At 58.9% G+C, this 24,936-nt stretch carries 18 protein-coding genes and 2 pseudogenes; 15 read left to right on the top strand and 5 right to left on the bottom strand.

Annotated features, from left to right (window positions below; translation table 11 throughout):
* Positions 1 to 23 precede the first annotated feature (23 nt).
* From GSQ94_RS16900 to GSQ94_RS16870, 7 genes are all read left to right on the top strand, one after another.
* Positions 24 to 2,252, top strand: a complete 2,229-nt coding sequence (locus tag GSQ94_RS16900; protein WP_371417547.1) for a chemotaxis protein CheA — start codon at positions 24 to 26, stop codon at positions 2,250 to 2,252.
* Positions 2,249 to 2,779, top strand: a complete 531-nt coding sequence (locus GSQ94_RS16895) for a chemotaxis protein CheW (protein ID WP_158945037.1) — start codon at positions 2,249 to 2,251, stop codon at positions 2,777 to 2,779. Before GSQ94_RS16900 ends, GSQ94_RS16895 begins: the two co-directional genes overlap by 4 nt.
* A complete protein-coding gene (locus tag GSQ94_RS16890) occupies positions 2,760 to 3,131 on the top strand; it encodes a response regulator (protein ID WP_158945036.1) in 372 nt (123 codons plus the stop codon). The genes GSQ94_RS16895 and GSQ94_RS16890 overlap by 20 nt, the downstream gene beginning before the upstream one ends.
* A 31-nt stretch (positions 3,132 to 3,162) precedes the next feature.
* Positions 3,163 to 4,386, top strand: a complete 1,224-nt coding sequence (locus GSQ94_RS16885; RefSeq protein ID WP_158945035.1) for a chemotaxis response regulator protein-glutamate methylesterase — start codon at positions 3,163 to 3,165, stop codon at positions 4,384 to 4,386.
* Positions 4,373 to 5,200: a protein-glutamate O-methyltransferase CheR gene (locus GSQ94_RS16880; RefSeq protein WP_158945034.1), complete on the top strand. Its 828-nt coding sequence runs from the start codon at positions 4,373 to 4,375 to the stop codon at positions 5,198 to 5,200. The genes GSQ94_RS16885 and GSQ94_RS16880 overlap by 14 nt, the downstream gene beginning before the upstream one ends.
* A 98-nt stretch (positions 5,201 to 5,298) precedes the next feature.
* Positions 5,299 to 10,128 carry a DEAD/DEAH box helicase gene (locus tag GSQ94_RS16875; protein WP_158945033.1) on the top strand — a complete coding sequence of 1,610 codons (4,830 nt, stop codon included), beginning with the start codon at positions 5,299 to 5,301 and terminating at the stop codon, positions 10,126 to 10,128.
* Positions 10,121 to 11,032 (top strand): Fpg/Nei family DNA glycosylase, encoded by a 912-nt coding sequence (locus GSQ94_RS16870; RefSeq protein WP_158945032.1) that lies wholly within the window; start codon positions 10,121 to 10,123, stop codon positions 11,030 to 11,032. Before GSQ94_RS16875 ends, GSQ94_RS16870 begins: the two co-directional genes overlap by 8 nt.
* 36 nt (positions 11,033 to 11,068) lie before the next feature.
* Here GSQ94_RS16870 and GSQ94_RS16865 read toward each other — a convergent pair whose 3' ends face one another.
* On the bottom strand, positions 11,069 to 13,672 hold the full coding sequence (locus GSQ94_RS16865) for a transglycosylase domain-containing protein (RefSeq protein ID WP_158945031.1): 2,604 nt from the start codon (positions 13,670 to 13,672) through the stop codon (positions 11,069 to 11,071).
* A 20-nt stretch (positions 13,673 to 13,692) separates the two neighbouring features.
* Entirely contained in the window at positions 13,693 to 15,489 is a 1,797-nt protein-coding gene (locus GSQ94_RS16860; RefSeq protein WP_158945030.1) for a proline--tRNA ligase, read from the bottom strand.
* A 377-nt stretch (positions 15,490 to 15,866) separates the two neighbouring features.
* Here GSQ94_RS16860 and GSQ94_RS16855 point away from each other — a divergent pair, with 377 nt between their 5' ends.
* Both GSQ94_RS16855 and GSQ94_RS16850 read left to right on the top strand, forming a co-directional pair.
* Positions 15,867 to 16,532, top strand: a complete 666-nt coding sequence (locus GSQ94_RS16855; RefSeq protein ID WP_254063937.1) for a Crp/Fnr family transcriptional regulator — start codon at positions 15,867 to 15,869, stop codon at positions 16,530 to 16,532.
* 113 nt (positions 16,533 to 16,645) lie between these two features.
* Positions 16,646 to 17,074: a hypothetical protein gene (locus tag GSQ94_RS16850; protein ID WP_158945029.1), complete on the top strand. Its 429-nt coding sequence runs from the start codon at positions 16,646 to 16,648 to the stop codon at positions 17,072 to 17,074.
* A gap of 28 nt (positions 17,075 to 17,102) precedes the next feature.
* Here GSQ94_RS16850 and GSQ94_RS16845 read toward each other — a convergent pair whose 3' ends face one another.
* On the bottom strand, positions 17,103 to 18,098 hold the full coding sequence (locus tag GSQ94_RS16845; RefSeq protein ID WP_158945028.1) for an SIS domain-containing protein: 996 nt from the start codon (positions 18,096 to 18,098) through the stop codon (positions 17,103 to 17,105).
* 154 nt (positions 18,099 to 18,252) lie between these two features.
* Here GSQ94_RS16845 and GSQ94_RS16840 point away from each other — a divergent pair, with 154 nt between their 5' ends.
* The 3 genes from GSQ94_RS16840 (at position 18,253) to alaC (ending at position 20,738) form a co-directional block, all read left to right on the top strand.
* A complete protein-coding gene (locus GSQ94_RS16840; protein ID WP_371417546.1) occupies positions 18,253 to 18,945 on the top strand; it encodes a TlpA family protein disulfide reductase in 693 nt (230 codons plus the stop codon).
* A 5-nt stretch (positions 18,946 to 18,950) separates the two neighbouring features.
* Positions 18,951 to 19,436 carry a protein-disulfide reductase DsbD N-terminal domain-containing protein gene (locus GSQ94_RS16835; RefSeq protein ID WP_254063936.1) on the top strand — a complete coding sequence of 162 codons (486 nt, stop codon included), beginning with the start codon at positions 18,951 to 18,953 and terminating at the stop codon, positions 19,434 to 19,436.
* 120 nt (positions 19,437 to 19,556) lie between these two features.
* Positions 19,557 to 20,738 carry an alanine transaminase gene (alaC, locus tag GSQ94_RS16830; RefSeq protein ID WP_158945026.1) on the top strand — a complete coding sequence of 394 codons (1,182 nt, stop codon included), beginning with the start codon at positions 19,557 to 19,559 and terminating at the stop codon, positions 20,736 to 20,738.
* A 200-nt stretch (positions 20,739 to 20,938) separates the two neighbouring features.
* Here alaC and GSQ94_RS16825 read toward each other — a convergent pair whose 3' ends face one another.
* Positions 20,939 to 21,328, bottom strand: a complete 390-nt coding sequence (locus GSQ94_RS16825; protein WP_158945025.1) for a DUF4440 domain-containing protein — start codon at positions 21,326 to 21,328, stop codon at positions 20,939 to 20,941.
* Between the two features lie 37 nt (positions 21,329 to 21,365).
* Between GSQ94_RS16825 and GSQ94_RS21165 the strand changes: the two genes are divergently transcribed.
* The 3 genes and pseudogenes from GSQ94_RS21165 to GSQ94_RS16810 all read left to right on the top strand — a co-directional run.
* Positions 21,366 to 21,731, top strand: coding sequence for a hypothetical protein (locus tag GSQ94_RS21165; RefSeq protein ID WP_216843122.1), 366 nt, complete (start codon positions 21,366 to 21,368; stop codon positions 21,729 to 21,731).
* Between the two features lie 570 nt (positions 21,732 to 22,301).
* A pseudogene (locus GSQ94_RS16815) lies at positions 22,302 to 22,505 on the top strand (hypothetical protein); the annotation flags it as partial.
* 488 nt (positions 22,506 to 22,993) lie between these two features.
* Positions 22,994 to 23,496 (top strand): annotated as a pseudogene (locus tag GSQ94_RS16810) (integrase core domain-containing protein); the annotation flags it as partial.
* Positions 23,497 to 23,642: 146 nt separating this feature from the next.
* Here the strand turns inward: GSQ94_RS16810 and GSQ94_RS16805 are convergent.
* Positions 23,643 to 24,936: condensation domain-containing protein (locus GSQ94_RS16805; RefSeq protein ID WP_254063935.1), on the bottom strand; the 1,294-nt coding region annotated here is incomplete at its 5' end.

Below are 24,936 nucleotides of genomic sequence, written 5' to 3'. Positions count from 1 at the left end.
TCGGGTGCGGGGAGCGATAGCAAGTGGTCGCGCCTCATGATTACGTCTCTGCGCCCGATATACAGAGTGTGGACGAGCTGACAAAGGAATTTCTTGCGGAGAGCCAAGAGGGTCTGGACCGGATGGAACGGTGTCTGACCGAGCTGGAGATGCGCCCGGACGATGTCGATCTGCTGGGAGAGATCTTCCGCGCGGTGCATACGATCAAAGGGACGACGGGGTTTCTGGGATTCGACCGGCTGGAGAAGCTGGCGCATGCCGGAGAACATCTGCTGGGGGCTCTGCGAGATGGCAAGCTGGTGGCGACGTCGGATCTGATCAGCGGCTTGCTGCGCCTGATGGATGGACTACGCGCGATTCTGGGGTTGATCGAAGAGACGGGTAGCGAAGGGACCAGGGCCGGTGATGAAGACGGGGAGTTGATCGCGGAGCTTGCGCGTTTGAACGGGCACGAGGCAGAGGAGTTGCCGGAGATAGAGACTCCGCAGATCGCTCTAGTAGAGACGGGCAGGGTTCAGGGTGAAGCGCCGGTGGCTTCCAGGGGAGACGCGTCGCCTGCTCTGCAACCGGTAGCCGTGAGTGAGAAGGCGAGTGCGGATAAGACACTGCGAATCGATGTGGATGTACTGAACCGCATGATGAACCTGGTGGGGGAGCTGGTACTGACACGCAACCAGATGCTGCAGAGCGGCATGGACGCGGCGAATTTTCCAGAGCTGGCGCGGCGGCTGGATAGCGTGACGGCGGACCTGCGTGAGACGGTGATGCAGGCGAGGATGCAGCCGGTAGGAAATTTATTCGGTAAGTTTCCAAGGATGGTTCGCGATCTTGCACGGACTTGCGCTCGTGAGGTTCGGGTGGAGTTCAGCGGGCAGGAGACAGGGCTTGATAAGAGTCTGCTGGAGGCGATCAAAGACCCGTTGACTCACGCGGTGAGGAATGCGGTGGACCATGGGATCGAGTCGCCTGCGGATCGCGTGCTGGCGGGCAAACCTGCTGAAGGGTGTCTGCGGCTGAAGGCATTTCACCAAAGCGGATCTGTGGTGATCGAGGTTGAGGATGATGGAGCAGGAATCCCGATAGAGCGAGTGCTGCAGAAGGCGGTGGAGCGCAATTTGGTTACGGCGGAAGATGCATCGGCCATGTCTGAGAGAGAGGCGCTGCAGCTTATCTTTCTCCCGGGATTTTCGACAGCGGCTGCAGTGACTACGGTTTCGGGACGCGGCGTTGGCATGGATGTGGTGCGGGCCAACGTGGAGAAGGTTGGTGGAAGCGTTGAGGTGGAGTCTCGCAGGGGGATAGGGACGACGTTGCGTCTGAGGGTGCCGCTGACGCTGGCGATTGTTCCATCGCTGGTGGTGAAGAGTGGAGGACAGAGCTTTGCGCTGCCACAGAGCGCGCTGGTGGAGTTGGTGGATCTCCCGCAGCGCGAGTTTGCCCAGGTGGTGCAGCGGATAGGTTCGTCGGAGCTGTATCGGCTGCGAGAGCGCCTGCTGCCGATGGTGTGGCTGGACCGCCTGCTGGGTTTGGATGCGTATCAGCCAGAGACGTCGAAGGGACATTACCTGGCGGTACTTGAGGCGGAAGGGTGCAGGTATGGCCTGGTGGTCGACGACCTGATGTCGCCGGAGGAGATTGTGGTGAAACCTCTTTCGCCCGTGCTGCGTGAGATCGGTCTGTTCTCCGGAGCCACGGTGCTAGGAAATGGAATGCTTGCTTTGATTCTGGACGTGGGCGCGACGGCCGCACGTGCAGGGGTGAAACCGGTTGAAGGTGAGCTTTCTGAAGCAGGCGGTGAAGAGGAGATGGCGCAGGCGGCTGCGGAGATCTCGTTCCTGATCTTTGAAGATCGCGCCAGGGAGAGAACTGCGCTGCCGCTCGATGTTGTGGAACGGATTGAGAGCGTTCCACTGGGACAGATCGAGTATGCCGGCGGCAGGCCTTTGTTGCAGTATCGCGGAGAACTTTTGCCCTTGAGAGATGAGGGAAGCGTGTTGCGTGAGATGGAGGATGCCCGGCGGCAGGGCGAAGAGCCACTGGTGACGGTGCTGATCTGCGGCAATGCAGACACCCAAAGAACGCAGAGGGGCGGCATGGTGGTTCGACAGGTGTTGGATGTTTCCACCGGGACATTACTGGAACAGGATGCAGCGAACGGGGAGATGGAGCTTGCGCTGGTGAAGGAAAAGCTGATGCAGGTTCATCGAGAGTTCGGAGCTGGAGTGAAGGTTGCGTGGCAGGAGGTTGCATGAAGATAGGCGGTTGGGAGAAGGTCGACGAGCTGCTGGAGGAGAGTGACGCAGTGTCGATGTGTTCGCTGTATGCGGGCGGCGAGATGTTTGGAATCGACACGAGGAAGATTCGCGAGGTGCTTGGAGAAAAGGATCTGCAGCGGGTGCCGATGTCGCCGCAGTTTCTCGCGGGAGTTGTTCCTTACCGCGGAGAGGTGCTGACTACAGTGAATCTCCGGGCGCTGCTCGGCATGGGCGCACACAGTGGTCGGTCCTGTGTGCTGGTGATGGACGATGAGGCTGAGGAGCGGTTTGGCCTGGTGGTGGACGCGGTGGGTGGCGTGGTCATGGCCAGCCGGAGGAGGTTAGAGGACAATCCCAGCACGCTGGAGGCGCGAGGGAGATGGCTCTTCGATGGAGCTTACAAGATGGAGACGGGGCTGATGGTGCAACTGGATCCGCGAAAGCTATCGCCGTCGCGGCTGTCAGAGGTGGGATTGTTTAAAGACAGTTCGAAGGGAGGTGCCGATGCGAGCCCTGATCGTTGACGATTCGAGTTTTATCCGGGAATACCTGCGACATCTGCTGAACCGGATGGATGTGGAGTGTGAAGAGGCGAAGGATGGAAGCCATGCCCTGGCGGTGCTGGCGGCGGAGGAGTCTTTCGACCTGATGCTGCTGGACGTGAACATGCCGGTGATGAACGGATTGGAGTGTGTGAAGGCATTACGAGAAGCGAAGCTAGGCCCGGAGATGAAGGTGATGATGGTGACGACCGAGGCCGATCACTCGTTTATTGCGACGGCACTAAATCATGGTGCGGATGAGTTTCTGATGAAGCCGTTCACTCCTGAGAGCCTTCGGGAGAAGATGCTTCTGCTTGGGGTGATTGCTGCATGACGCCGGTGGGGCGGAAGGGTGAGGAGCAGAGATGGGATCTTTAGAGGAACGGCCGATTCGCATCCTTGCAGCGGATGACTCGGCTGTGATGCGCGGTGTCATGGCGAAGCTGTTCCAGATGCATGCGGAGGATCGATCGAGCGAGCTGCCGCGTATGGAGTTGTGCGGCGTCGCGCGGGATGGGACGGATTGCCTGGACCAGGTGAAGCGGCTTATTCCGGATGTCCTTGTGCTGGACCTTGAGATGCCTCGTCTGAATGGGCTTGAGGTACTGCGCCGGTTGCGTGTGGAAAGCACTGCTTTGCCTGTGATCATGTGCAGCTCCTACACGGAACATGGGGCCAGGTCGACCTTGGAAGCGTTGGCCTACGGCGCTGCCGATTATGTGACTAAGCCAGCAGAGCAAAGAGACTTCTTCTCGGCGATGCTGTCACTGTCTCAACAGCTGCTGCCGAAGATTGCCGCAGTGGCCAAGGGATCGAAGCGGAGAGAAGAACGGGCTGCGACAAAGAGCGGTGCGGGCCATGCGCTTCAGCTGAGGGTGGAGGGGGCGCCCAAGGCTTCTTCCGTGATCGAGGTGGTGGTGATTGGATTGTCTACTGGTGGGCCGTCAGCCCTGGAGCAGCTGCTGCCACGGCTGCCTGCGGATTTTCCCGTCCCTGTGCTGATTGTTCAGCATATGCCGAAGTTGTTTACTGGCGCGCTTGCGGAGCGATTGGACAAGAGCAGTTCTTTGCGTGTGAAAGAGGCGTACGAGAACGCGATGATTCGACCAGGCACCGTGTGGCTGGCTCCGGGAGATGCACACATGGAGGTTGGCCCAGGCAATGGCTTGATGGACAGAAAGACCGGCAGTATCGCAGGCCGGGACAGCAGGATTCGATTGCATCAGCGGGAGCCGTTGAATCACTGCATGCCAGCAGTGGACTATCTTTTTTTCTCCGCGGCACGGATGTATGGAGCCTCCGCTCTGGCCCTGGTGATGACTGGAATGGGTGCAGATGGGCTGGACGGGGCGCGAGCCATCCATGAATGTGGGGGCGTGGTTCTGGCGCAGGATGAGTACAGCTCCGCCGTTTGGGGTATGCCGGGCAAGGTGACCGAGGCCGGCATCGCGAGTGCAACGTTGCCGCTCGCGGAGATTGCCGGTGCGCTGCAGCAGAGGGTCTGCACGGGGCGACTGAGGATTAACGCGGAGGGAAAGGCGGGCTCTGCAACCGGGCCGCAACGGGAGATGAACGATGACTTGCTCTGATTCAGATTATGCGTATCTTCGCGAGCTTGTGCTGGAGCAGTCGGCGAACCAGATCGATCCGTCACGCAATGCTCTCTTCGACACGAGGCTGACCCCGATAGCGCGATTGTCGGGGGCGGAGAACCTTGGGGATTTTGTGAGTATGTTGCGGTCTGGGCAGACGGCGCATCTGCATCGCGCTGTGGCTGAGGCGATGACGATCAACGAGACGAGTTTTTTTCGCGATATGAGGCCGTTTGAGATGTTGCGTCAGGTGCTGATTCCAAAGTTAGTCGAACGCAGGGCAGAGGAGAGACATCTGCGTATATGGAGTGCAGCGAGCTCGACCGGACAGGAGGCCTACAGCCTCGCGATGATGATGGTGGAGCACTTTCCGGAGCTTGCGGGTTGGGACGTAAAGATTGTCGGTACGGATATCTCGCGGCAGGTCGTCGATTATGCCAAGAGAGGGCGGTATCGAAGACTGGAGGTCAATCGAGGATTACCGGCGCGGATGCTGCTGAAGTATATGACCCGTGATGGGGAAGAGTGGGGGGTGAGTCCGCAGATTCGTTCGATGTGCGAGTTTCACTATGCCAATCTGTGTGCCCCGTTGCCTTTTTTGCCTACGTTCGATTTGGTCTTGCTAAGAAATGTGTTGCTTTATTTTTCACAGCAGGATCGGAGGACGCTCTTCCGCGAGGTTCATCGGAAGTTATCGCCGAATGGCTACCTGGTTTTGGGAAATGCTGAACAGGCAGAGGAGTCTACAAATTTGTTTGAAGTCGAATTTGGGGCTGATTGCTACTTTTATAGCCCGGTGAATGTTTTCTGACGGGTTGAGCTGATGTCGGGGTATGGATCGCACTTAGCGGGCTGGAGACGCATCCAATAGGGTAGGCAGTTATGCTGCTGTAAGTGTCCCCTGAAGCTATGCCACAGAAGCCCGCCAAAGCGAAGAGAGCCGAGAAAGAGGGGATTGCACCGCCACCTCAACATCCCCTTCAGGGCGATGAGGTTTTGACTCTCTTCCATCCGATCACTGAAAAGTGGTTTCGTGCTGTCTTTGATTGGCCGACGGCTCCGCAGGTAGAGGGCTGGCCCGCTATTGCGCGCGGCGAGTCGACGTTGATCCTGGCTCCAACCGGCACTGGCAAGACGCTGACGGCGTTCTTGTGGTGTCTCGACAAGCTGATGATGCGGACTGCGCCTGAGGCCGAACGCGGGTGCCGGGTGGTATACCTGTCGCCGTTGAAGGCGCTGGCAGCGGACGTGGAGCGCAATCTGCGATCTCCGCTGGTGGGTATCGCCAATATGGCGAAGCGTGAGGGGATTGCAGTGCGCATGCCGGAGATCAGTGTGCGTACGGGCGATACTTCGCCGAAGGAGCGCGCGCGGTTTCGAAGACATCCTGGCGACATTCTGATTACGACCCCGGAGAGTCTGTATCTGTTGCTGACCTCGGAGGTGGGCGAGTCGCTGCGGTCGGTGGAGACCGTGATTGTGGATGAGATTCATGCGCTGGTTCCGAATAAGCGCGGGGCGCATATGGCGCTGTCGCTGGAGCGGTTGGAGGCGTTGACGGGAAGAAAATTGCAGAGGATTGGGTTGTCCGCGACGCAGAGGCCTCTGGAAGAGGTGGCACGGTTTCTTGGTGGGGCGGACACGTCTGGATTTGTTGCGGATGAGAGCGCAGCTCTGAGTCACGCTGCAGAGGTTGAAGCAGAGACTGCCAATATGTTGATGGAGGTTGCCGGTAAGGAAGATGCGAAGGCTGATGTGCGTGGGGGAGCAACGCGGTTTCGTCCGGTGACGGTGGTGAATGCGGGGGCGAGAAAGGTGCTGGAGCTGAGGGTGGAGGTTCCGGTGGAGGATATGGCTCGTCTTGGCGAGATTCAGGAGCAGCCGAGCGGCCCGGCTTCGCAGGGGCCGAAGAGGACATCGATTTGGCAATCGATTCATCCGCGTCTGCTGGAGATTATTCAGGGACGGACGTCGACGCTGATCTTTGTGAATGCGCGAAGGATCGCGGAGCGGCTGGCTGGTGCGTTGAACGAGCTGGCAGGAGAGCAGATTGCGAGGGCACATCATGGCTCTCTGGCTGCAACGCAGAGGAGCGAGATCGAAGAGCTGCTGAAGGCGGGGAAGATCAAGGCGCTGGTTGCGACCTCTTCGTTGGAGTTAGGGATCGATATGGGGGCGATCGATCTGGTGATTCAGATCGAGGCTCCGCCGTCAGTCGCCAGCGGGATGCAGCGGATTGGAAGAGCAGGGCACCAGGTGGGTGCACCTTCGCATGGGATTATCTTTCCAAAGTACCGGGCCGATTTGATTGCATGTGCGGCAGTGACGCGGGCGATGCATGAAGGGCATGTGGAGGCGACGAGGTTTCTACGGAACCCGTTGGATGTGCTGGCGCAGCAGATGGTGGCGGTGATTGCGCATCCTCCGCTGAACGTTGCTGATGCGGAGCGGCGAACGAAGCATAAGACCGAGGAAGAGGAGAGCCCCGGGCTTAGCTATGCTGCGCTGTTTGGGCTGGTGCGGGGTGCGGCTCCGTTTGCCACCTTGAGCCAGAGCGTCTTCGACGGCGTGCTGGATATGCTGGCGGGGCGATATCCGTCGGATGAGTTTGCGGAGCTGCGGCCGCGGGTTACGTGGGATCGAACGAGGAACTGGATCACTCCGCGGGCTGGTGTGAAGCGAATTGCGATTCTGAATGGTGGGACGATTCCTGATCGCGGGACGTATGGAGTGTTTTTAGCGGGAGAGAGATCTAAGCCGATTCGGGTGGGCGAGCTCGATGAGGAGATGGTCTTCGAGAGTCGAACGGGGGATACGTTTATCCTTGGCGCTTCGACGTGGCGGATCGATGAGATTACGCATGACCGGGTGTTGGTGACGCCTGCTCCGGGTGAGGCGGGGAAGATGCCGTTCTGGCATGGAGACGGGGCGGGAAGGCCGCTAGAGTTTGGACGAAGGATCGGGGCGCTGGTGAGGGAGCTTCGGGATGCCCCACGTAATGTGGCGATGACCCGGTTGACGACGGAGCACGATCTAGAGCCGGGAGCTGCGGAGAATGTGTTGAGGTATCTGGCTGACCAGGAGCTGGCTACTGTGAATGTTCCGGACGACCGGAATATCGTGGTCGAGCGGGTGAGGGATGAGCTAGGGGATTGGCGGGTCTGTGTGCTGACACCGTTCGGCAGCAGAGTGCATGCGCCGTGGGCGATGGCGGTGACGGCGAAGCTGCGTGCAGGCAACGGGCAGGAGGTGGAGACGATGTGGTCGGAGGACGGCTTTGTGCTGCGTTTTCCTGAGACCGATGAAGCTCCTGCTATCGATTCGATCCTGCTGGAGCCCGAGGAGGCGGCGGAGCTGGTGCTGCGGCAGCTGGGTTCGACGGCGTTATTTGCCGCCAAGTTCAGAGAGAGCGCCGCGCGGGCGCTGTTGTTGCCGAGGAGGAGAGCAGATGGGCGAACACCGCTTTGGCAGCAGAGAAAGCGGGCCTATGACTTGTTGAGCGTGGCCAGCCGGTACGCCTCGTTTCCGATTTTGCTGGAGGCCTATCGGGAGTGTCTGCGGGATGTATTCGATATGCCTGCTTTGATGGAGACTTTGCGCAGTATAGAGAGTCGTTCGTTGCGAGTGCATACGGTGGATTCGCGGACACCTTCACCATTTGCTTCGGCGTTGCTGTTCAGTTATGTGGCGAACTACATCTATGACGGGGACGCTCCGCTGGCGGAGAGACGGGCTCAGGCGCTGTCGATCGATCAGGATCAACTGCGGGAGTTGATGGGGGATGCGGATCTTCGGGAGCTACTGGATAGCAACGCAATTGAAGAGACGGAAGAGCAGCTGCAGTGCTTGGTTGAGACGTATCGTGCGCGGAATATGGATGGGGTCCATGATCTGCTGCTGCGGTTGGGGGATTTGAGCAGGGAAGAGCTGAGACGGCGATGTGTTACTGATGAGGTTGCAGATTCGGTTGGGAAGTTGATGCGGGCGAGACGGGTGTTGGAGGTGCAGATTGCGGGAGTGAAACGTCTGATCGCGGTGGAAGATGCGGCGCGGTACCGAGATGCGCTGGGAGTGCCGCTTCCGCCGGGATTGCCTTCGGCTTTTCTGCAGGAGGTACCGGATGCCCTGGTGGACCTGATGCGGAGGTTTGCGCGGACGCACGGGCCATTTACGACACCCGAGGCTGCTGGCCGGTTCGATCTTCCGGCAGAGAGCGTAGAGGCTGTGCTGCAGCGGCTGATAGAGAGCGGCAAGGTGGTCGAGGGTGGGTTCAGACCGGGAGGGATTCACCGGGAGTGGTGCGATAACGAGGTGCTGCGGGCGATTCGCAGACGGTCGCTTGCGCGGCTGCGGAAGGAGATCGAGCCGGTGGAGCAGAGAACGCTGGCGAGGTTGTTTACGCGGTGGCAGGGTGTGGTGCAGCCACGCCGGGGGCTTGATGCAGTGCTGGACGTGGTTGAGAATCTGCAGGGAGCACCTTTGCCAGCATCGATTCTGGAGACGGAGATTCTGCCCGCTCGTCTGGTTGGGTATAAGAGCGCTGACCTGGATACGTTGATTGCGGCGGGGGAGGTGGTCTGGGTTGGGTTCGATCCGATTGGCGAGAGAGACGGAAGGATTGGGCTTTATCTTGCGGAGAAGCTGCCGGTGTTGTGGCCGATTGGCCGCTCAGTCGCGGAGGAGCGTGCGAGCGGTGTTCGCTCCGGTCAAGAGGACAGCTCTTCTGTAGCTACTGGAAGGGAAGAAGAGATTGTTGCTTATCTGAAGGATCATGGGGCTTCGTTTTTTCAGGATCTACATGATGGGGTTGGCGGTGGGTATCCGGGGGAGACGCTGGAGGCCTTGTGGGGTCTGGTTTGGAAGGGGATGCTGACTAACGATGGGCTAGCCGCCTTACGCGCTTACTGCGAGCGGCCTGCGGCGAGTGCCTCGAGGAAGTCAGCGCGGAGGGTGCATCAGCAGACGGGGTTTCGGTCGAGAAGAACGACTCCGCCAACGGCGCAGGGGCGTTGGGCGTTGAACCTGGCGGCGTTTGCGACGGAGCGTTCCGCCACGGAGTGGAGCCATGCGATTGCGCAGCAGTTGTTGACGCGGTATGGCGTGGTGTTTCGCGAGACGGCCCATGCAGAGAATCTACCGGGCGGTTTTTCGGCTATCTACGATGTGATGAAAGCGTTAGAGGAGAGCGGAAAGATTCGTCGCGGGTACTTTGCTGCGGATCTTGGGGCGACGCAGTTTGCCATGCCTGCGGCGGTGGATCTACTGCGGTCGCTTCGTGTGCAACAGGATCCTGACAAGGTGGAGATGCTGCAGCTGGCGGCTACCGATCCGGCGAATCCTTATGGAGCGTTGCTGCGGTGGCCTGCTGCACCAGATGCTGGATCTTCGTTGACGAGGAGTGTGGGAGCTAGGGTGATTCTTTGCGATGGGTTGCTCGTGGCCTATCTGCGAAGAGGGAATCCAAACCTGCAGGTGTTTCTGCCGGAGGAGGAGCCGCAGCGGTCGCAGGTGGCGCGAAGTCTGGCGGAGTTTCTGGTGTCGCGCGTGCAGGATCAGGAGGATGCGCAAGGGCGGGGCGGGATGTTGATTGCGAGTTTGAATGGGACTGCGGTGGCAGAGCATCCTATGGCGCGGTTCCTGCTGGATGCTGGTTTTGCTGCCGGAGCGATGGGGTTCAACGTGCGGAGGGGATTGCCTCCGCTGCCAGGTGTTCGAGGCGAGGTGAGAGTGAATGCCTGAGGGAGACACAATCTATCGGACAGCGAGAGCTTTGCAGAAGGCGATTGGGGGTAAGGTCGTCACGGGATTCGATACCGGGTTGGCGAAGCTTGCACGGGTGAATGATGACGCGCCCCTGGTGGGCAGAGTGGTGGAGAAGGTTGAGTCGCGGGGGAAGTGGTGCCTGATATTTTTCTCCAGCGATCTGATTCTGGTGACGCATATGTTGATGAGTGGAAGCTGGCATCTGTATCGTGCGGGCGAGAAGTGGTGGATGGGGCGGGACCGGATGCGGGTGGTGATTCGGACGGCGGAGTGGGAGGCGGTAGGGTTCAATATTCCGGTGGCGGAGTTTCATACAGCGGGGTCGCTGGAGCGGTCGAGCCAGGTGCCGAAGCTGGGGCCGGATATCTTGTCGGATGAGTTTACGGTGGAGGGCGGGGTGGCTCGGCTGGCTGCATTTGGACGAGAGAATCCTGAGGCGGAGATCGCGGTGGTGCTGTTGAACCAGCGGGTTCTAGCTGGATTGGGCAATGTCTATAAGAGCGAGGTAGCGTTTGCTGCGGGGGTGAACCCGTTTCGCGCGATGAGGACGATTACGCCGCGCGAGATGGAGGTGATGGTGGAGGTTTCGCAACGATATATGAAGGCGAATGTGGTGGATGGAGCTGGGGATGGGATTGTGACGTACTCGGGGAATCGGAGGACGACGCACTCTTCGAATCGCGAGGAGCGGCTTTGGGTGTATGGGCGGCAGGGTCAGGAGTGTCGCCGGTGCGGTGCGACTGTGATGATGAGGAAGCAGGGTGTACAGGCTCGGTCAACCTATTGGTGTCCGGAATGCCAGCCTTGGGTTGGGATGGGGGAGACGGCCGCTCCGGTGGGACGGGCCATGGTGGTGAGACGAGGGAAGATCGGGTGTTAGATCTTCCCTTCGGAGATTGATTGCTCTGTTGCTGGATTATTGCGGTGGTGGGGTGGGTTGTTGTTTGTCTTTATCCTTGCCGCCGCCGAAGATCTTTTGCAGGAAGTTTCTCTTCTTGGGTTGGGCTGGCTGCTGGGTGTTGTCGGGAGCGTTGCCATCCGGTGGGGTGTTCGGTGGCGGGATGCGAACGATAGGTGCGCCGGTGGTGGCTGGCGGAGGAGTGTTGGCGTCGGATTTACTGCCACCGATGCCGAGGATCTTCTGGATGAGATTTTGCGGGCTCTCGCTCATCTGGCTGCAGGTGTTGGTGGGTGCAGTGCCGTCGAGGAAGGCGGCGTAGAGGATGTTGCCGGGGCAGGTAGGGTCGGCGAGAAGGCTGCTGACCTTGTCGATGCGCGCGGTGGTAATGCCTTCAGGCGCGGAGAAGGGTTTGACGTCCGAGTATTGAGGGAGTTGGATGGCCCGCTTCATAAACTCGGCCCAGATGGGGGCAGCTGTGTCTGCACCCTGCACATGGCGGGAGAGGCCGGTGGAGATGTCCGTGTAGTCGTCGTTGCCAACCCAGATGACGCAGAGGAGGTTAGAGGTATAGCCGGCGAACCATACATCGTGCGAGGTGCCTGTCTTACCGGCTGCAGGCGCTGAGAAACCGTGAGCGCGAACACTCGCGCCCGAGCCGTAGTTTATGACTCCTTCAAGCAGAGATTGGGTGAGAAAGGCGGTGCGGGGGTCGAGGACTTGTTTGGCCTCAGGGGAGTAGTCGGCGACGATGTCTCCACTTGCGTTTCGTACGGAGGCGAGCATCCAGGGGGTCAGGTGAACGCCGTTGTTGGCGAAGACGGTGTAGGCCCCAGCCATGTCGATGGGAGTGGCGTTGTAGGTGCCGATGGCCACCGACGGAGTTCCTCGGGCGTTGACGATGCCAGCGGAGCGGGCGAGGGCGGCAACGTTTTCAAAGCCGACCTGCTGGCCAAGGGAGATGGTGGCGATATTGAGAGAGTGAGCGAGGGCGGCAGCGGCGGTGACCATGCCGGGATACTCGTTCTTGTCGAAGTTGCCGGGGGTGTAAGCCTTGCCGTCGTACATGAAGGTGGTGGCGTCGTCGTCCAGCTTGGTGAGAGCAGTGAAGACCTGGCCGTCGCCCAGGGTGGTTCCATTGAGCGAGGTGTTGTAAGCGGTAGCGTAGACAAAGGGCTTGAAGATTGAGCCGGTGGGCCGCTCCGCCACTGAGTGGTTGAGCTGAGAGACTCCGTAGTTGCGGCCACCGACGAGCGCCAGAATCTGGCCGGTGTGGGGGTTCATCGCGATGAGCGAGATCTGCGGATAGGTAATGGGGCGTGGCTCTTCGCCTTTGGGTTGCTTGTGGAGCTTGCGAATGAGTTCGTCGACGTTCTTCATGCCGATCTCGACAGCCTCGGAGGCGACGCGCTGAAGCTCGGGGTCGAGCGAGGTGTAGATGCGCAGGTTCTGGTGGGCGATGTCCTGATCGCCGATGCGTTTGACGAGCTGGTCGTGGACGAGGTCGACGAAGTAGGGGGCTTCACTGGCGTCGATGTTGGGCGGCGCGAGACGGAGGGGCTCGGCTTTGGCGCGGCTGGCTTCGCTGGCTGTGATGGCACCTGTCTCGACCATGGAGTCGAGGACGACGTTGCGGCGCTCCATAGCGCGCTCGGGATGGCGGTAGGGGTTAAGACGAGTGGGCGACTGGATAGTGCCAGCGAGAAGAGCGGACTCGGCAAGGTCCAGTTGCTGAAGGTTTTTGCCGAAGAAGGTCTGAGCTGCTTCGCCGAAGCCGTTGATGGCGTAACTGCCGCGCTGACCCAGGTTGATCTCGTTGGCATACATCTCAAAGATCTGCTTCTTGTTGAAGCGGGCCTCGAGCTGGAAGGTAATGAGGATCTCTATCAGCTTGCGCTTGATGCGTTTTTCAGGGGAGAGAAAGAGATTCTTCGCGAGCTGTTGGGTTAGCGTGCTTCCACCGCAGGTACGGTGGTGGGTGACGACGTCGGAAAAAGCACACTTGGCGATGCGGAGGTAGTTGATGCCGCCGTGGTTGAAGAAGTCCCGATCTTCAATGGCGATGACGGCCTGCACCATGCGCGGCGGAATCTCGTCGTAGGTGACCAGGCGGCGTTTGGTGCGGTTCTTGTCTTCGGAGAGGGCGGTGATGAGCTGTGGCTCGAGCTCGTAGGCGCTGAGAGTGACACCGTTTTCAGCGGTGATGCTTTGCACGATGCCGCCACTGGTGTTGATAGTGGCACCGTCGGTGTTGTGGTAGCTTTCGGAGCCGGGCTTGATGAAGATGTTGTCGGCGTTGAGCTGATAGGTGCCAAGCTTGGAGTTGGCGTTATAGCCTGCCTGACGCAGGTCTGCAGCGATAGAGGCTGCGGAGAGCTTCTGGCCTGCCCGAACTTCGCGTGGCGCGGCGTAGATCTGCGAGACGCTGGCGAAGATGGGGCCGGCTGCAAGACGGTCGTCGACGACCCGCTGGTAGTGATAGTAGAAGTAGCCGAAGATAGCCGAGCCGACGACCAGAATGCAGAGCAGCGTGAGGAGTGCGATGCGCAGGACGCGCGACTCTAACGTCGAGGCTTTTGTGCCGGGTCGCGCGTTGTTGCCGTATTTGAGTTTGACTGGCAAGAGACTCTTTCGTTGGACGGTTAGAGGCCAGCTGCGGAGAGCGAGTTGTGCAGCGTGGAGGTTATCTGGCTGGATACCCTGGCGGTGATCTCGTCCAGGGGAACGTCTTCGGCGAGGTTGTGGAGACGGTCGAGAAATTCTACCTTGCCCTCGGCGACACCGCGACCGATGTTGATTCGATACGGGATGCCGACGAGGTCGGCATCTTTGAACTTGACTCCGGCGCGTTCGTCGCGGTCGTCCAGAAGTACGTCTACTCCAGCTGATTCGAGGTCAGCTGCGATTTGTTCTCCGGCGGCGAGAAGGGCCGCGTCGCCTACGTTGGTGATGGTGACAACGGCCTGGAAGGGAGCGATGGCCGGATGAAGAGCGTAGCTGGCGCCTTGGTTTGCGGCGGCTGAGGTTTCGATGGCGGCGGTGAGGATGCGCTCGATGCCGATGCCGTAGCTACCCATGATGGGGGTGACCTCTTTGCCGTCGCGGTTGAGCACGGAGGCTCCCATGGACTGCGTGTACTTGCGGCCAAGCTTGAAGATGTGACCGATCTCGACGGCCTTGCCGAGGCGCAGAGGCTGGCCGCCGATGGGATCGCGCTCGCCTTCGATGATGTTGCGAACGTCGGCGACGAGGGTTGGCTTGAAGTCGCGCATGGGGGTGACGTTGCGGAGGTGGTACTCCTCCTTGTTGGCTCCGGCGATGAGGTTGGTGCGGCCTTCGAGGGCCTTGTCGAGGATGACGAGGGTGCCGGGTTTCTTTGGATGAGGCGCGGCCTCGAGGCCAATGGGGCCGAGATAGCCTGCAGGGGCTTTGAAGGTGGCTTCGAGTTCTTCGGCGACCATGGGGCGGAGCTCGCCTCCGGCGATGGCGAGAAGCTTTGCCTCGTTGAGGGAGTGATCGCCGCGCAGGAAGACGACGACGGGGCGGAGCTTGCCCAGCTTGGCGTGGTCGGCCGCGGGGAGTTCGGCCATGTAGGCCATGGTCTTGATCTGGTGGACCGGGGCGAGGTTGAGAAAGGCGCCTACCTCCTCGATGGTGCGTTGGCCCGGGGTGTGAACCTCTTCTGGGTTATCGCTAATCGGTGCGAGATCTTCGACGGGGGCAAGCTGCGAGGTGGCTTTTTCGAGATTGGCTGCGTAACCGGAGGAGCTGCTGGCGATGAGGTCTTCGCCAGCGTCGGTGTAGACCATGAACTCCTGCGACTGGGAGCCGCCCATGGAGCCGGAGTCGGCATCGACGGCGACGAACTGGAGGCCGCATCGGGTGAAGATGCGGCGGTAGGCTACATCGTGTTTGTTGTAAGACAGGTCGAGACCGGCGTCGTCGATGTCGAAGGAGTAGGAGTCCTTCATGATGAACTGCCGGACGCGGAGAAGGCCGGATTTGGGGCGGGGCTCGTCGCGGAATTTAGTCTGGATCTGGTACCAGATCTGGGGGAGTTGCTTGTAGCTGCGGAGTTCGTTGCGGGCGATCGAGGTCATGACCTCTTCGTGGGTCATGCCGAGACAGAGGTCAGCGCCCTTGCGATCCTTGAGACGAAACATGTTTTCGCCCATGACGGTCCAGCGGCCGGACTCTTCCCATAGCTCTCGCGGATGGAGGGTGGGTAGCAGAAACTCCTGGCCGATGCGGTTCATCTCCTCGCGGACGATGGCGACGATCTTGTTGATGGATCGGTTTCCCAGGAAGAGAAAGCTGTAGATGCCTGCGCCCAGCTGACGGACGTATCCGGCGCGGAGGAGAAGCTTGTGGCTGGCGACTTCGGCGTCTGCGGGTGCTTCGCGCAGGGTGGGAATGAAGAGTTGAGACCAGCGATGCATAGGCAAAAGGAGCGCTTTCCGGCCCATCGCGCCGGAGCGGCGTGGGCATTTGAGGATGAGCTTCCATTCTAACCGGGCATAGTGAGATTTATTTTGTGACCAGGATGGTTCTCGTGCACGAGGCATGCAATGGGGTTAGGTCAACATTGCTGCTGCTATGTCGTTCATGTGACAGACTTTCTATTTGAATAAAGCCTATAGTCCAGTCAATCGCATCTACCCGCCCTGCATTACGTGGGCAACCCGTCTTTGCGGCTAGAGAGGCGACTCTCGTGCAAAGGACGCTTGAGGTGCGAAATAACCACATTATGGCAGAGATGCTTCCGCGACCAAGAAACCTCATACTGGCACAGTTGCCGGATGCGGAATATGAGGCATTGGCCAGATCTCTTGTGCCTGTCGAGCTACCGCTGGAGACTCGTCTCTCGGAGCCGAATGAGCCCATTGAGTTTGTTTATTTTTTGAACAGCGGCCTGATCTCGACGGACGCTTTGACTGAGAAGGGCGAGTCGGTGGAGGTGGGCGTGATCGGACGTGAGGGATTCTCGGGTCTGCCCGCGCTTCTGGATCAGCCGCAGATGTCTCACTCGGTGTTGATGCAGGGAGTTGGACAGGGGCTTCGCATTCGATCCTCTCTCGTCCGAGATGAGTTTTTGAAGGGCGGTACGTTCCAGCGGCTGGTTCATTCGTTCGCCTATCTGCAGCTGGTTCAGACCTCACAATCCGTGCTTTGCAACCGGATGCATGAGGTGGATGCGCGGCTGGCACGATGGCTGCTTACCTCGGCCGACCGGATGGAGTCCGATTCGCTGAACCTGACGCAGGAGTTTCTGGCACAGATGCTGGGAGTGCAGCGATCAACGGTAACTGTTGCGGCTGGAGATCTCCAACGAGCGGGAATTATCGGCTATAGCCGGGGGAAGATCAATATTCTGGACAGACCTGCGCTGATCAGGAAGGCATGTGAGTGCTACGGCATCGTCACCTCGGCGTATGAGCGAATTATCAAGAAGGATCTGAGTGAAAGTCTGGTTTATGTCTAGTAAATGGCAGAGGCGTGGCATCCGCTTTTGCTAACATCGCAGCCTTCAGCGCGACACAATAGCGGATCTGAGGCTGTTCTTACCGCTCGAGAAGAGTGCTGTCGGAGACGACTATGTCGAAGGTCCTGGTAGCTGGCGATGATATCCGATTGTTGAGCACGCGAGTCGCCGTGCTTACCAAGACCGGTGCCGATGTCATCTCCTGCACGGGCTCGGAGACGATCGAAGAAGTAAAGAGATGGAGGCCGGACCTCGTCGTGCTTTGTCACTCGCTTTTGCAGGTGGAGGCGGGAACGATTGCGGATGAGATTCGGAGCTGTTACAAGGCCACGAAGATCCTGATGGTTCTGCCAAATGCAAGCTATGAGGACCCTCTTCAGGACACGAGGTTTGATGATACGTGCCTGTCGAATCCTGAGCGCCTGATTGCTAGTGTCAATGAGCTACTGCGCGTCAGGGATACGCATTCGATACCGACGATGGCTGACGGCGATAGCTCTGATACGGTGGATTCCGGACTGCACGGCGACTACAGGATGTAGCTCCTGGCGGACAGGGCAGGTGGAGCAGCTAGTTGAATTGAAGGGTCCACAGATCGTGGAGATGGACTACTCCTTCTACGTGGCCGATGTGGTCGATGACAATGAGCGACGTGATCTTCTTATCTTCCATGATGGCAAGGGCAGACGAGGCCAGAGCGCTGCCTTCGATAGTGTGAGGGTTTGCGTTCATGATCTCGGCGGCGGTGTGCTCAAGGGCGTGGGAGCCGTCGCGTTCGAGCAGACGGCGAAGGTCTCCATCGGAGATCATGCCGGCGAGGTGACTGTCCTCTTTGAGGACTGTGGTCATGCCGAGTTTTTTCCGCGACATCTCGTAGATGACCTGAGGCATCGGGGTAGAGGTGCTGACCTGCGGGAGAGCTTCGCCAGAATGCATCAGCTCGCGGACACGGGCGAGCCGTCTGCCGATGCGACCGCCGGGGTGAAGATCGGCGAAGTCTTCTGCCTTCCAGCCACGACGGCGGCTTACTTCGAGGGCGAGGGTATCTCCCAATGCGAGCATGACGGTGGTGGAGGCGGTGGGCGCGAGATTGAGTGGGCATGCTTCGATGGAGACGCTGACGTCGAGAGAGATGTTGCTGGCTTGAGCAAGGGTGGAGGTGCTGCAACCGTTGAGAGAGATCAATGTAGTGTTGAGGCGCTTGAGCGTTGGCAGGAGGCGGAGCAGCTCTTCGGTTTCGCCGCTATAGGAGAGGGCGATGACAATGCTCTGGGGAGCGAGCATGCCCAGGTCGCCGTGAATGGCCTCCGCAGCGTGAAGAAAGTGAGCCGGGGTGCCGGTAGAGCGCAGGGTGGCCGCGATTTTGCGTGCGATGATGCCGCTTTTCCCTATGCCGGTGACGATGACTCGGCTTTGGCTGGCGATGGACTGCTGGAGATGATTGACGGCAAGCGCGAAAGAGGATGACAACGTGGTATCGAGGCGAAGGGCAAGCTCGTTGAGGGCTGCTGCTTCGATGCGGACGAAGTCTGATGGGCGCGATGACTCGGGGGCTTTGATGGACATAGTGGCCGAACCATGTCGATGCTAGCAGAGTGTGGGTTCAGTCCTACGCATAGCGCACCGGAAGGTTTTCTCTTTGGATAAAGCGGCATAACCAGGCAGGATTGTGGTCTTTGCATCGTTTAAAAGAGCTTTGCGTCTAAACTGGAGAGGCAGGGTGTGGCATGGACCGCGCGCCGGAGGGATATCGAACGTGAAGCGAAGTGGATTGGTCTTTGGTGTGATGGTGGTTGGAATTGCCCTGCTGTTGTGGGCAGGATGGCATAATCTGCGGGAGCGGAAGCTGGCGATGCAGCAGGCCCAAGAGAATCACGTGGTTCTGGTGCCGGAGAAGGCAGGCACGGCAACCCAGGCGGATTCGCAATCTCCTGCGGCAGAAGCGATGCAGATGCGCGGCAAGGTGGCTCCGGCGTTTACCTTGGCGACCCTGGATGGGAAGAAGGTGTCGTTGAGCGATTACAAGGGACGGCCGGTTCTGGTGAACTTCTGGGCGACCTGGTGTGGGCCGTGCAAGGTCGAGATGCCGTGGTTCGAGGAGTTCCGGAAGCAGTATGCGGCGCAGGGCTTTGAGATCCTGGGACTCGCGGATGATGTGGACGCAGGGAAGGATGCGATTGCCAAGGTAGCGCAGAAGACCGGCGTAACTTATCCCATTCTGCTGACCGATGGAAAGATTCAGATGGCCTATGGTGGACCTGATGGGATGGACTATCTGCCGATGTCGTTTTACATCGATAAGAGCGGCGTGATCGTCGAAGAGACGGCCGGGCTTGGCAGCAAAGATGAGATTGAAGCGCACATCAAGAAGATTGTTGCTTCTGGTGCGGCAGCGGGTGCGGGTGGACAGTGACAGGGTTGAAGGCATTTTGCGTGGGCTTGCTGGCGGCGTTACCGGCTGCGGCTTTGGCGGCTCAAATCGGCAATCTCGATGCGCCTGCGGTGAAGCCGAAGTCGTATGTGGTCTACGCGGCAGAGGAGCAGAGCGTGACAGCGGGTAAGCGCAGTGTGCTAGAGCTGCATTTCCGCGTCTTGGACGGCTACCATGTTAACTCCCACGCTCCGAAGTCTGAGCTTTTGATTCCTACCAGGATCGAGTTGCAGCAGGCTACCGGAGTCCGCGCTGAGACGATGGAGTATCCTGCGGGAACTTCGTACAGTTTCAGCTTCGATCCTACCGAAAAACTTGATGTTTATTCGGGTGCGTTCACTATGAGGCTGCCGGTTGTTGCCGAGGCTGGAGCTCATACGATTGATGGAACGCTGCGGTATCAGGCTTGCGATCATGCGGCGTGCTACCCGCCGAAGAGTCTGCCGATACAGGTGATCTTCACTGCAAAATAGCTTTCTTGTAGCTTGGGTGCCTCTGCATCTCTGTTGGTAGCTTCGGTACATCTGTCTGTATTTGCGATGGAGTGGTGGCATCATGGAGGGACAGGACAGGACAGGAGCGGGCGGACAGGAATGGAAGAATTTCGAAGGCTGACACGGCTGCCAGCGTATGTCTTCAACATTACGAGTGAGTTGAAGGCTGCTGCACGTAAGCGTGGCGAGGACATTATCGACTTTGGGATGGGCAACCCCGATGGCGCAACGCCAAAGCACATTGTCGACAAGCTGATTGAAGCGGCGCAACGTACTGCTACGCATCGCTACTCGTTGTCGCGTGGCGTGCCGCGGCTGCGAAGAGCGATCTGCAACTGGTACAAACGGCGCTACGATGTCGATCTCGATCCTGAGACTGAGGCGATCGTGACGATCGGTTCGAAGGAAGGGATCGCGCATCTCTGCCTGGCGGTGCTTGACGATGAGGACACGGTTGCGGTGCCGAATCCCAGCTATCCGATTCACATCTTCGGGCCAGTGATTGCAGGGTCGAAGGTGCAGAGTATACCGATGCGAGGCGGTACCGCTGAGGCTCTGCTGGAGGAGTTGGAGCATGACCTGCCGCGCATGGAGCCGCGGCCTAAGCTGCTGATTTTGAACTTTCCTTCGAACCCTACAGCACAGTGCGTAGAGCTTTCTTTTTTTGAGCGGATCGTCGCGCTGTGCAAGGAGTTGGGGATCTACATCATTCATGATCTGGCCTATGCGGACATTGCGTTTGATGGATATCGGGCGCCGAGCATCCTGGAAGTGTCTGGGGCGAAGGAGATTGCGGTTGAGTTTTTTACGTTGTCGAAGAGCTACAACATGCCCGGGTGGCGGGTAGGCTTTATGGTGGGAAACACCAAGCTAGTCGCGGCTTTGGGGCGCATCAAGAGCTACTTTGACTACGGTACTTTCACGCCGATTCAGGTAGCGGCGATCTGTGCTTTGGAGGGTCCGCAGGAGTGTGTGGCGGAGATACGCGATATCTACAAGGAACGGCGGGATGTTCTGGTGCCGGGGTTGAATAAGCTGGGGTGGCCGGTGGAGCTGCCGAAGGCTACGATGTTTGCGTGGGCGAAGATTCCGGAGCAGTACAAAGGGCTTGGTTCCATTGAGTTTTCGAAGAAGCTGCTGCTGGAGGCGAAGGTGGCGGTGAGTCCCGGCGTGGGTTTTGGCGAGCATGGGGATGGGCATGTGCGGTTTTCGCTGATTGAGAATGAGGAGCGGACCCGGCAGGCACTGCGGGGAATCAGGCAGATGTTCAAGGCGGGTTGATGGTTTGTTTTGCAAGAAAAATGCCCTGGTGGTGAGCCGGGGCTTTTTGCTGTTTTGCTGGTGTTTTTGAGGGGGGTTACGGAAAAACGTGGTGCGTGGAGGTGGTTTTTGGGTGGTGTGAACGTGGTGGGATGCGTGGTGAAGGTGGAGTTGCGGGTGGTGATTTTTGGGTGACGAAAGATGCGCCAACCTTTTGAAGTTTATTTTTGCGAGTGCTGATTTGCCGGGGGCGGGATGGGTGTGCCCTGATGGAAGGCGATCTGCCATCTTCCGTCCAAGTGTAGCCAGAGGGAGCTGCGCCAGGATTGGGCTATGGTTTCACCGGCGAGATCTCTACGGGTGGCCTTCCAGGTTGCGAGGATCGCGTTTGGTGAGATCTCTCGCGTGGAAAAGTCGCTGAGGAGTGAGGGCAGGCGAGGTGGCTCGTTTTGAAGGTCTTCGAGGATGGCGGTTTTGTCAAAGACGCGGCCGGAGCTGCCGAACTCGACGAAGTCGTCGGTGAGAAGAGCAGAGACCAATTCCGGATCACGGCGGACGGCTGGATCGAGGAGGCGCTCTTCGAGTTGCCTGAGGTGATCGGGTGTGTTCATACTCATCAGAGTGCAGGGTAAACCACAAGGGGCTGGCTTGAAGAGGCGCTTTGGCGTTCTTGCATGGATGTGCGTCGCGATCTCCGGGAAGGCTCTGCTGAGTTTGGCGCAGGCTGTTGCACCTCAGGGGCCAGAGGCTGCGCTGAGCACTTACTCAACGCTGGTGCAGGTTCCTGCGCTGGTTCGCAGCAAAGATGGGCGGCTTGTGTTTACGCTGACTGCCGACGACTTTAAGCTGACCGACGATGGGGTTCCGCAAAAACTAAACCTGGAGCAGGATACGGGCGGCGAGCCATTAGCGCTGGTCGTGGTGATTGAGACGGGCGGGGCTGGGGCTCGCGAGTTCAACAAGTCCGATACCCTGGTGCCGGGACTGGGGCCGATGCTGGGGATTGATCATTAGATCATGGCGACGAAACGCGACTCGCTGACCGTCCTTTTCCGAACCAAATGCTTGATTGATTTTCGGAGGCTGTTTATTTCTCATATGAATAGCCGACCTGTGACGTCATTCCCGACTTCTTGGGCCTTACCGGCTGCGGTACTGGAAACGGCTTCTTCGGCCACGCGCCGCAGACCTACAACGTCACCATCACAGCCACCAGCGGGAGCCAGGCAGGTCACGGAATACTACGCAAAACGAGGAGTCTAAAACGCTCACGGTAATCGTTGCCGTAGGCGAACTCGACCAGGAACAATCGCCTGCCTTCCAACGCAGTCACAGCCCGATGACGCACTGAAAAGAGAAAAGCGATGAAGAAGAAAATCTTGCTCTGCTCTGTTGTCCTTTGCTGTCTTGTTTCCGTTTGTGAGATGCGGGCGCAGAGTGCCCCTGAAGCAAAGGTCAATGTTCCTGCTACGCGCTCCGGGGTACTCCTTCTGGCTCATGGCGGGAGCGCCACGGAGTGGAATGAAGAAGTACGGCATGTCGCCGATCAGGTCGATCTGACCATTCCTAACGGAGGTCGCCTTCGGGATGGCAACCAAGTCAACCATGCAGGCAGCTATCGACCGGCTGAAAGCTCGCGGCGTAACGGAAATTGTCGCCGTGCCTTTATTTGTGAGTTCGCATAGTTCGGTCATCGACAGCACGGCATATCTTCTCGGCCTTCGCAAAGAGAAACCCGAGGACCTGACGATGTTCGCCTCGATGGATCATGGGGCAGCATGGCGATGAACCATAGCACGATGGCCCACGATCCAGCCATGAGTGCTAAGGCCGGGAAACCCATCGCCACCTCCGTTCCCGTTCACATGGCTGAGGCACTTGACCATCATCCTGCTGTTGCTGAAATCCTTAAGGATCGCGCAGAGTCTATCAGTCAGGATCCGCCCATGAAGTCGTGCTCCTGATCGCGCATGGGCCGGTGCATGACGATGAGAACAAGCTGTGGCTGAATGCATGAGCCTTCTGGCGGAGCAAATCCGAAAACAGAAGCACTACGCGGGCACCCGGCGGTCTCGCTTGTGCTGGGCATGAGCGGGCTGTACGATCTCGAACCGATGCGGCTCTGCTATTTGAGCGAGAAGCTCCATCTCACCCCGGATGAGGTCGCTGTTTTCAGCCCGGGAATCACACATCGGCCCTGGCGCGCGAACTCTGCTCACCGTGGGGGGTAATGAACTGCCCGAATTGCGCCGGGAAGCGGAAGGTATCTCGAACTCGCGAGGATCAAGCCTACGGCTCCGAACGAAGCCTGGAGTATGGACTTCGTGATGGATCAGCTGCAGGATGGAACGCGGTCCGCGCCTTGACGATCGTGATGTGCATACGAGAGAAGCTGTAGCGATCGAAGTAGGACAGAGCCTGAAGGAGACGATGTTGTGCGGACACGGAACCAGTTGAAGCTAGACCGTGGCGTGCCGAAGGTGCTGTTCTGTGACAACGGCAGGGAGTTCACCAGTCAGGCGATGGATCTATGGGCTTATCGCAACAGCGCTAAGATCGACTTCTCCAGACCCGGCAAGCCAACCGACAACGCCTTCGTTGAAAGTTTCAACGGAACCCTGCGAAGTGAATGTCTGAATACCCTCTGGTTCCTCGATCTGAAGGAGGCAAAGCACCTGATTGAAGCGTGGCGGCAGGAATTAATGACAGTCGTCCTCACGCTTCTCTCGATGACAGGACGCCGAGAGAGTTCGCTGAACCTAAACAGGTCGAAGACTAACTCTGACCTTGGTACAGGAAAATTAGGCCCTTCATAGCTGCGCTAAACTAACAATCCCACTGGTGCAAAAGATCCGGTTGATATATCGGTTCTCTTATCAGACAGTCCATGTGAGGTGCGCATATGACCAAGGGGAGAGAGACAGTTCACAGATTCGCAGCAAGGTCCATCACTGTGGGCGTGAGAAAGAGATCCCGGATATCGAAATGCCGCCCGCGACTACGGAGAAGGCTCAGCAGCCTGATGATCAGCAGCGAGTTTCCTCCGGATACGAAGAAGTTATCCTCCCGGCCGACCCGATCCACTCCCAGAACCTCAGCAAAGGCTTGCGCCAACAGAATCTCCGCTTCCCCCTTGGGCGCTACATACGCAATACTCGCATGCGCACTGGACTCCGATGCTGACACAATGGGTGACTTCGTGCGGTACTCCATCGCAGCCGCATTCCACTCATACAGAAGATCCTCACGCTCCCCTTCCGGAAGCACCTCTAACTGGCACAACAGGGTCTGCGGAGACGCCTCGAGTGCCCCGACCAGAGAGTCCAGCGCCGCCTCCATGAAGGCGCAGATCCGGCCGGGATCGATCGAAGACGCGGTCTGCGCGGTCAGCCAGAAGCCGTCTCCCAGGTCATCGATCGAGAGATAGAAGGGATAATTGGTACGTTCCTCGCTCCGCAGAAACGTCATGCCCTGTAGTGCTTCCGGCAAAGAGTCGGAAGCGATTTCCGGGTTATAGCGATAGTTCAGCAGCGAGGAGAACAGCGGCGCGGGTGCCGGCACCGCGCTACAGCGCTGCGCCAGGGCTAGTGAGGCATGCTCATGCCGCAGAAGCTCCGACAGCAAAAGATGCGTCTGTCGCAGGCCTTCCAGTACTCCATCTGTCCCGAGACTGATTCGCAATGGCAGCGTGTTGATGTAAAGCCCCAGGGCACCGGCAGCTCCTGCATCACCCTGCATACGACCAAAAAGCACCGTGCCAAACACGACATCCTCACGCCCCGAGACACGGGCCAGCACCGTTGCCCAGGCAAGGTGGCACAGACTCGCCGTACTCACCCCGAAGCTGCGCGCTCTCTGCCTCATCCGCTCCCCAAGAGCAGCCGGAAGCTCCAGCATGGCCTCGACGATCTCCGAGCCATCTCCCTGCACCTCCAGCAGACCGAACGGCGCTGTCGGCTCCTCCACATCCCCCAGCATCCGGCGAAAGAAGCTCTCATGCTCTTCTCGGCTCATACCTAGACGCGCCTGGACCACGTAGTTCCGGAATGGCACCGGCGCAGCCAGCGTTGCCGCTTCACCCAAGAGATGTATCCGCAGCTCTCCCACCATGCTGATCAGTGAGGTCTTGTCTTCGGCGATGTGGTGGATCAGCATCAGCAACAACCAGCGGTCCTGGGCTGCGTCATGGGCGACGTAGAGTCGTAGCAGCGGCGCCTGT

The organism is Granulicella sp. S190 (assembly GCF_009766095.1).
In the GTDB taxonomy this organism is placed as follows: Bacteria; Acidobacteriota; Terriglobia; order Terriglobales; family Acidobacteriaceae; genus Edaphobacter.
Note: the sequence above shows the minus strand (reverse complement) of the source record. Positions and strands in the feature narration are given on the sequence as shown.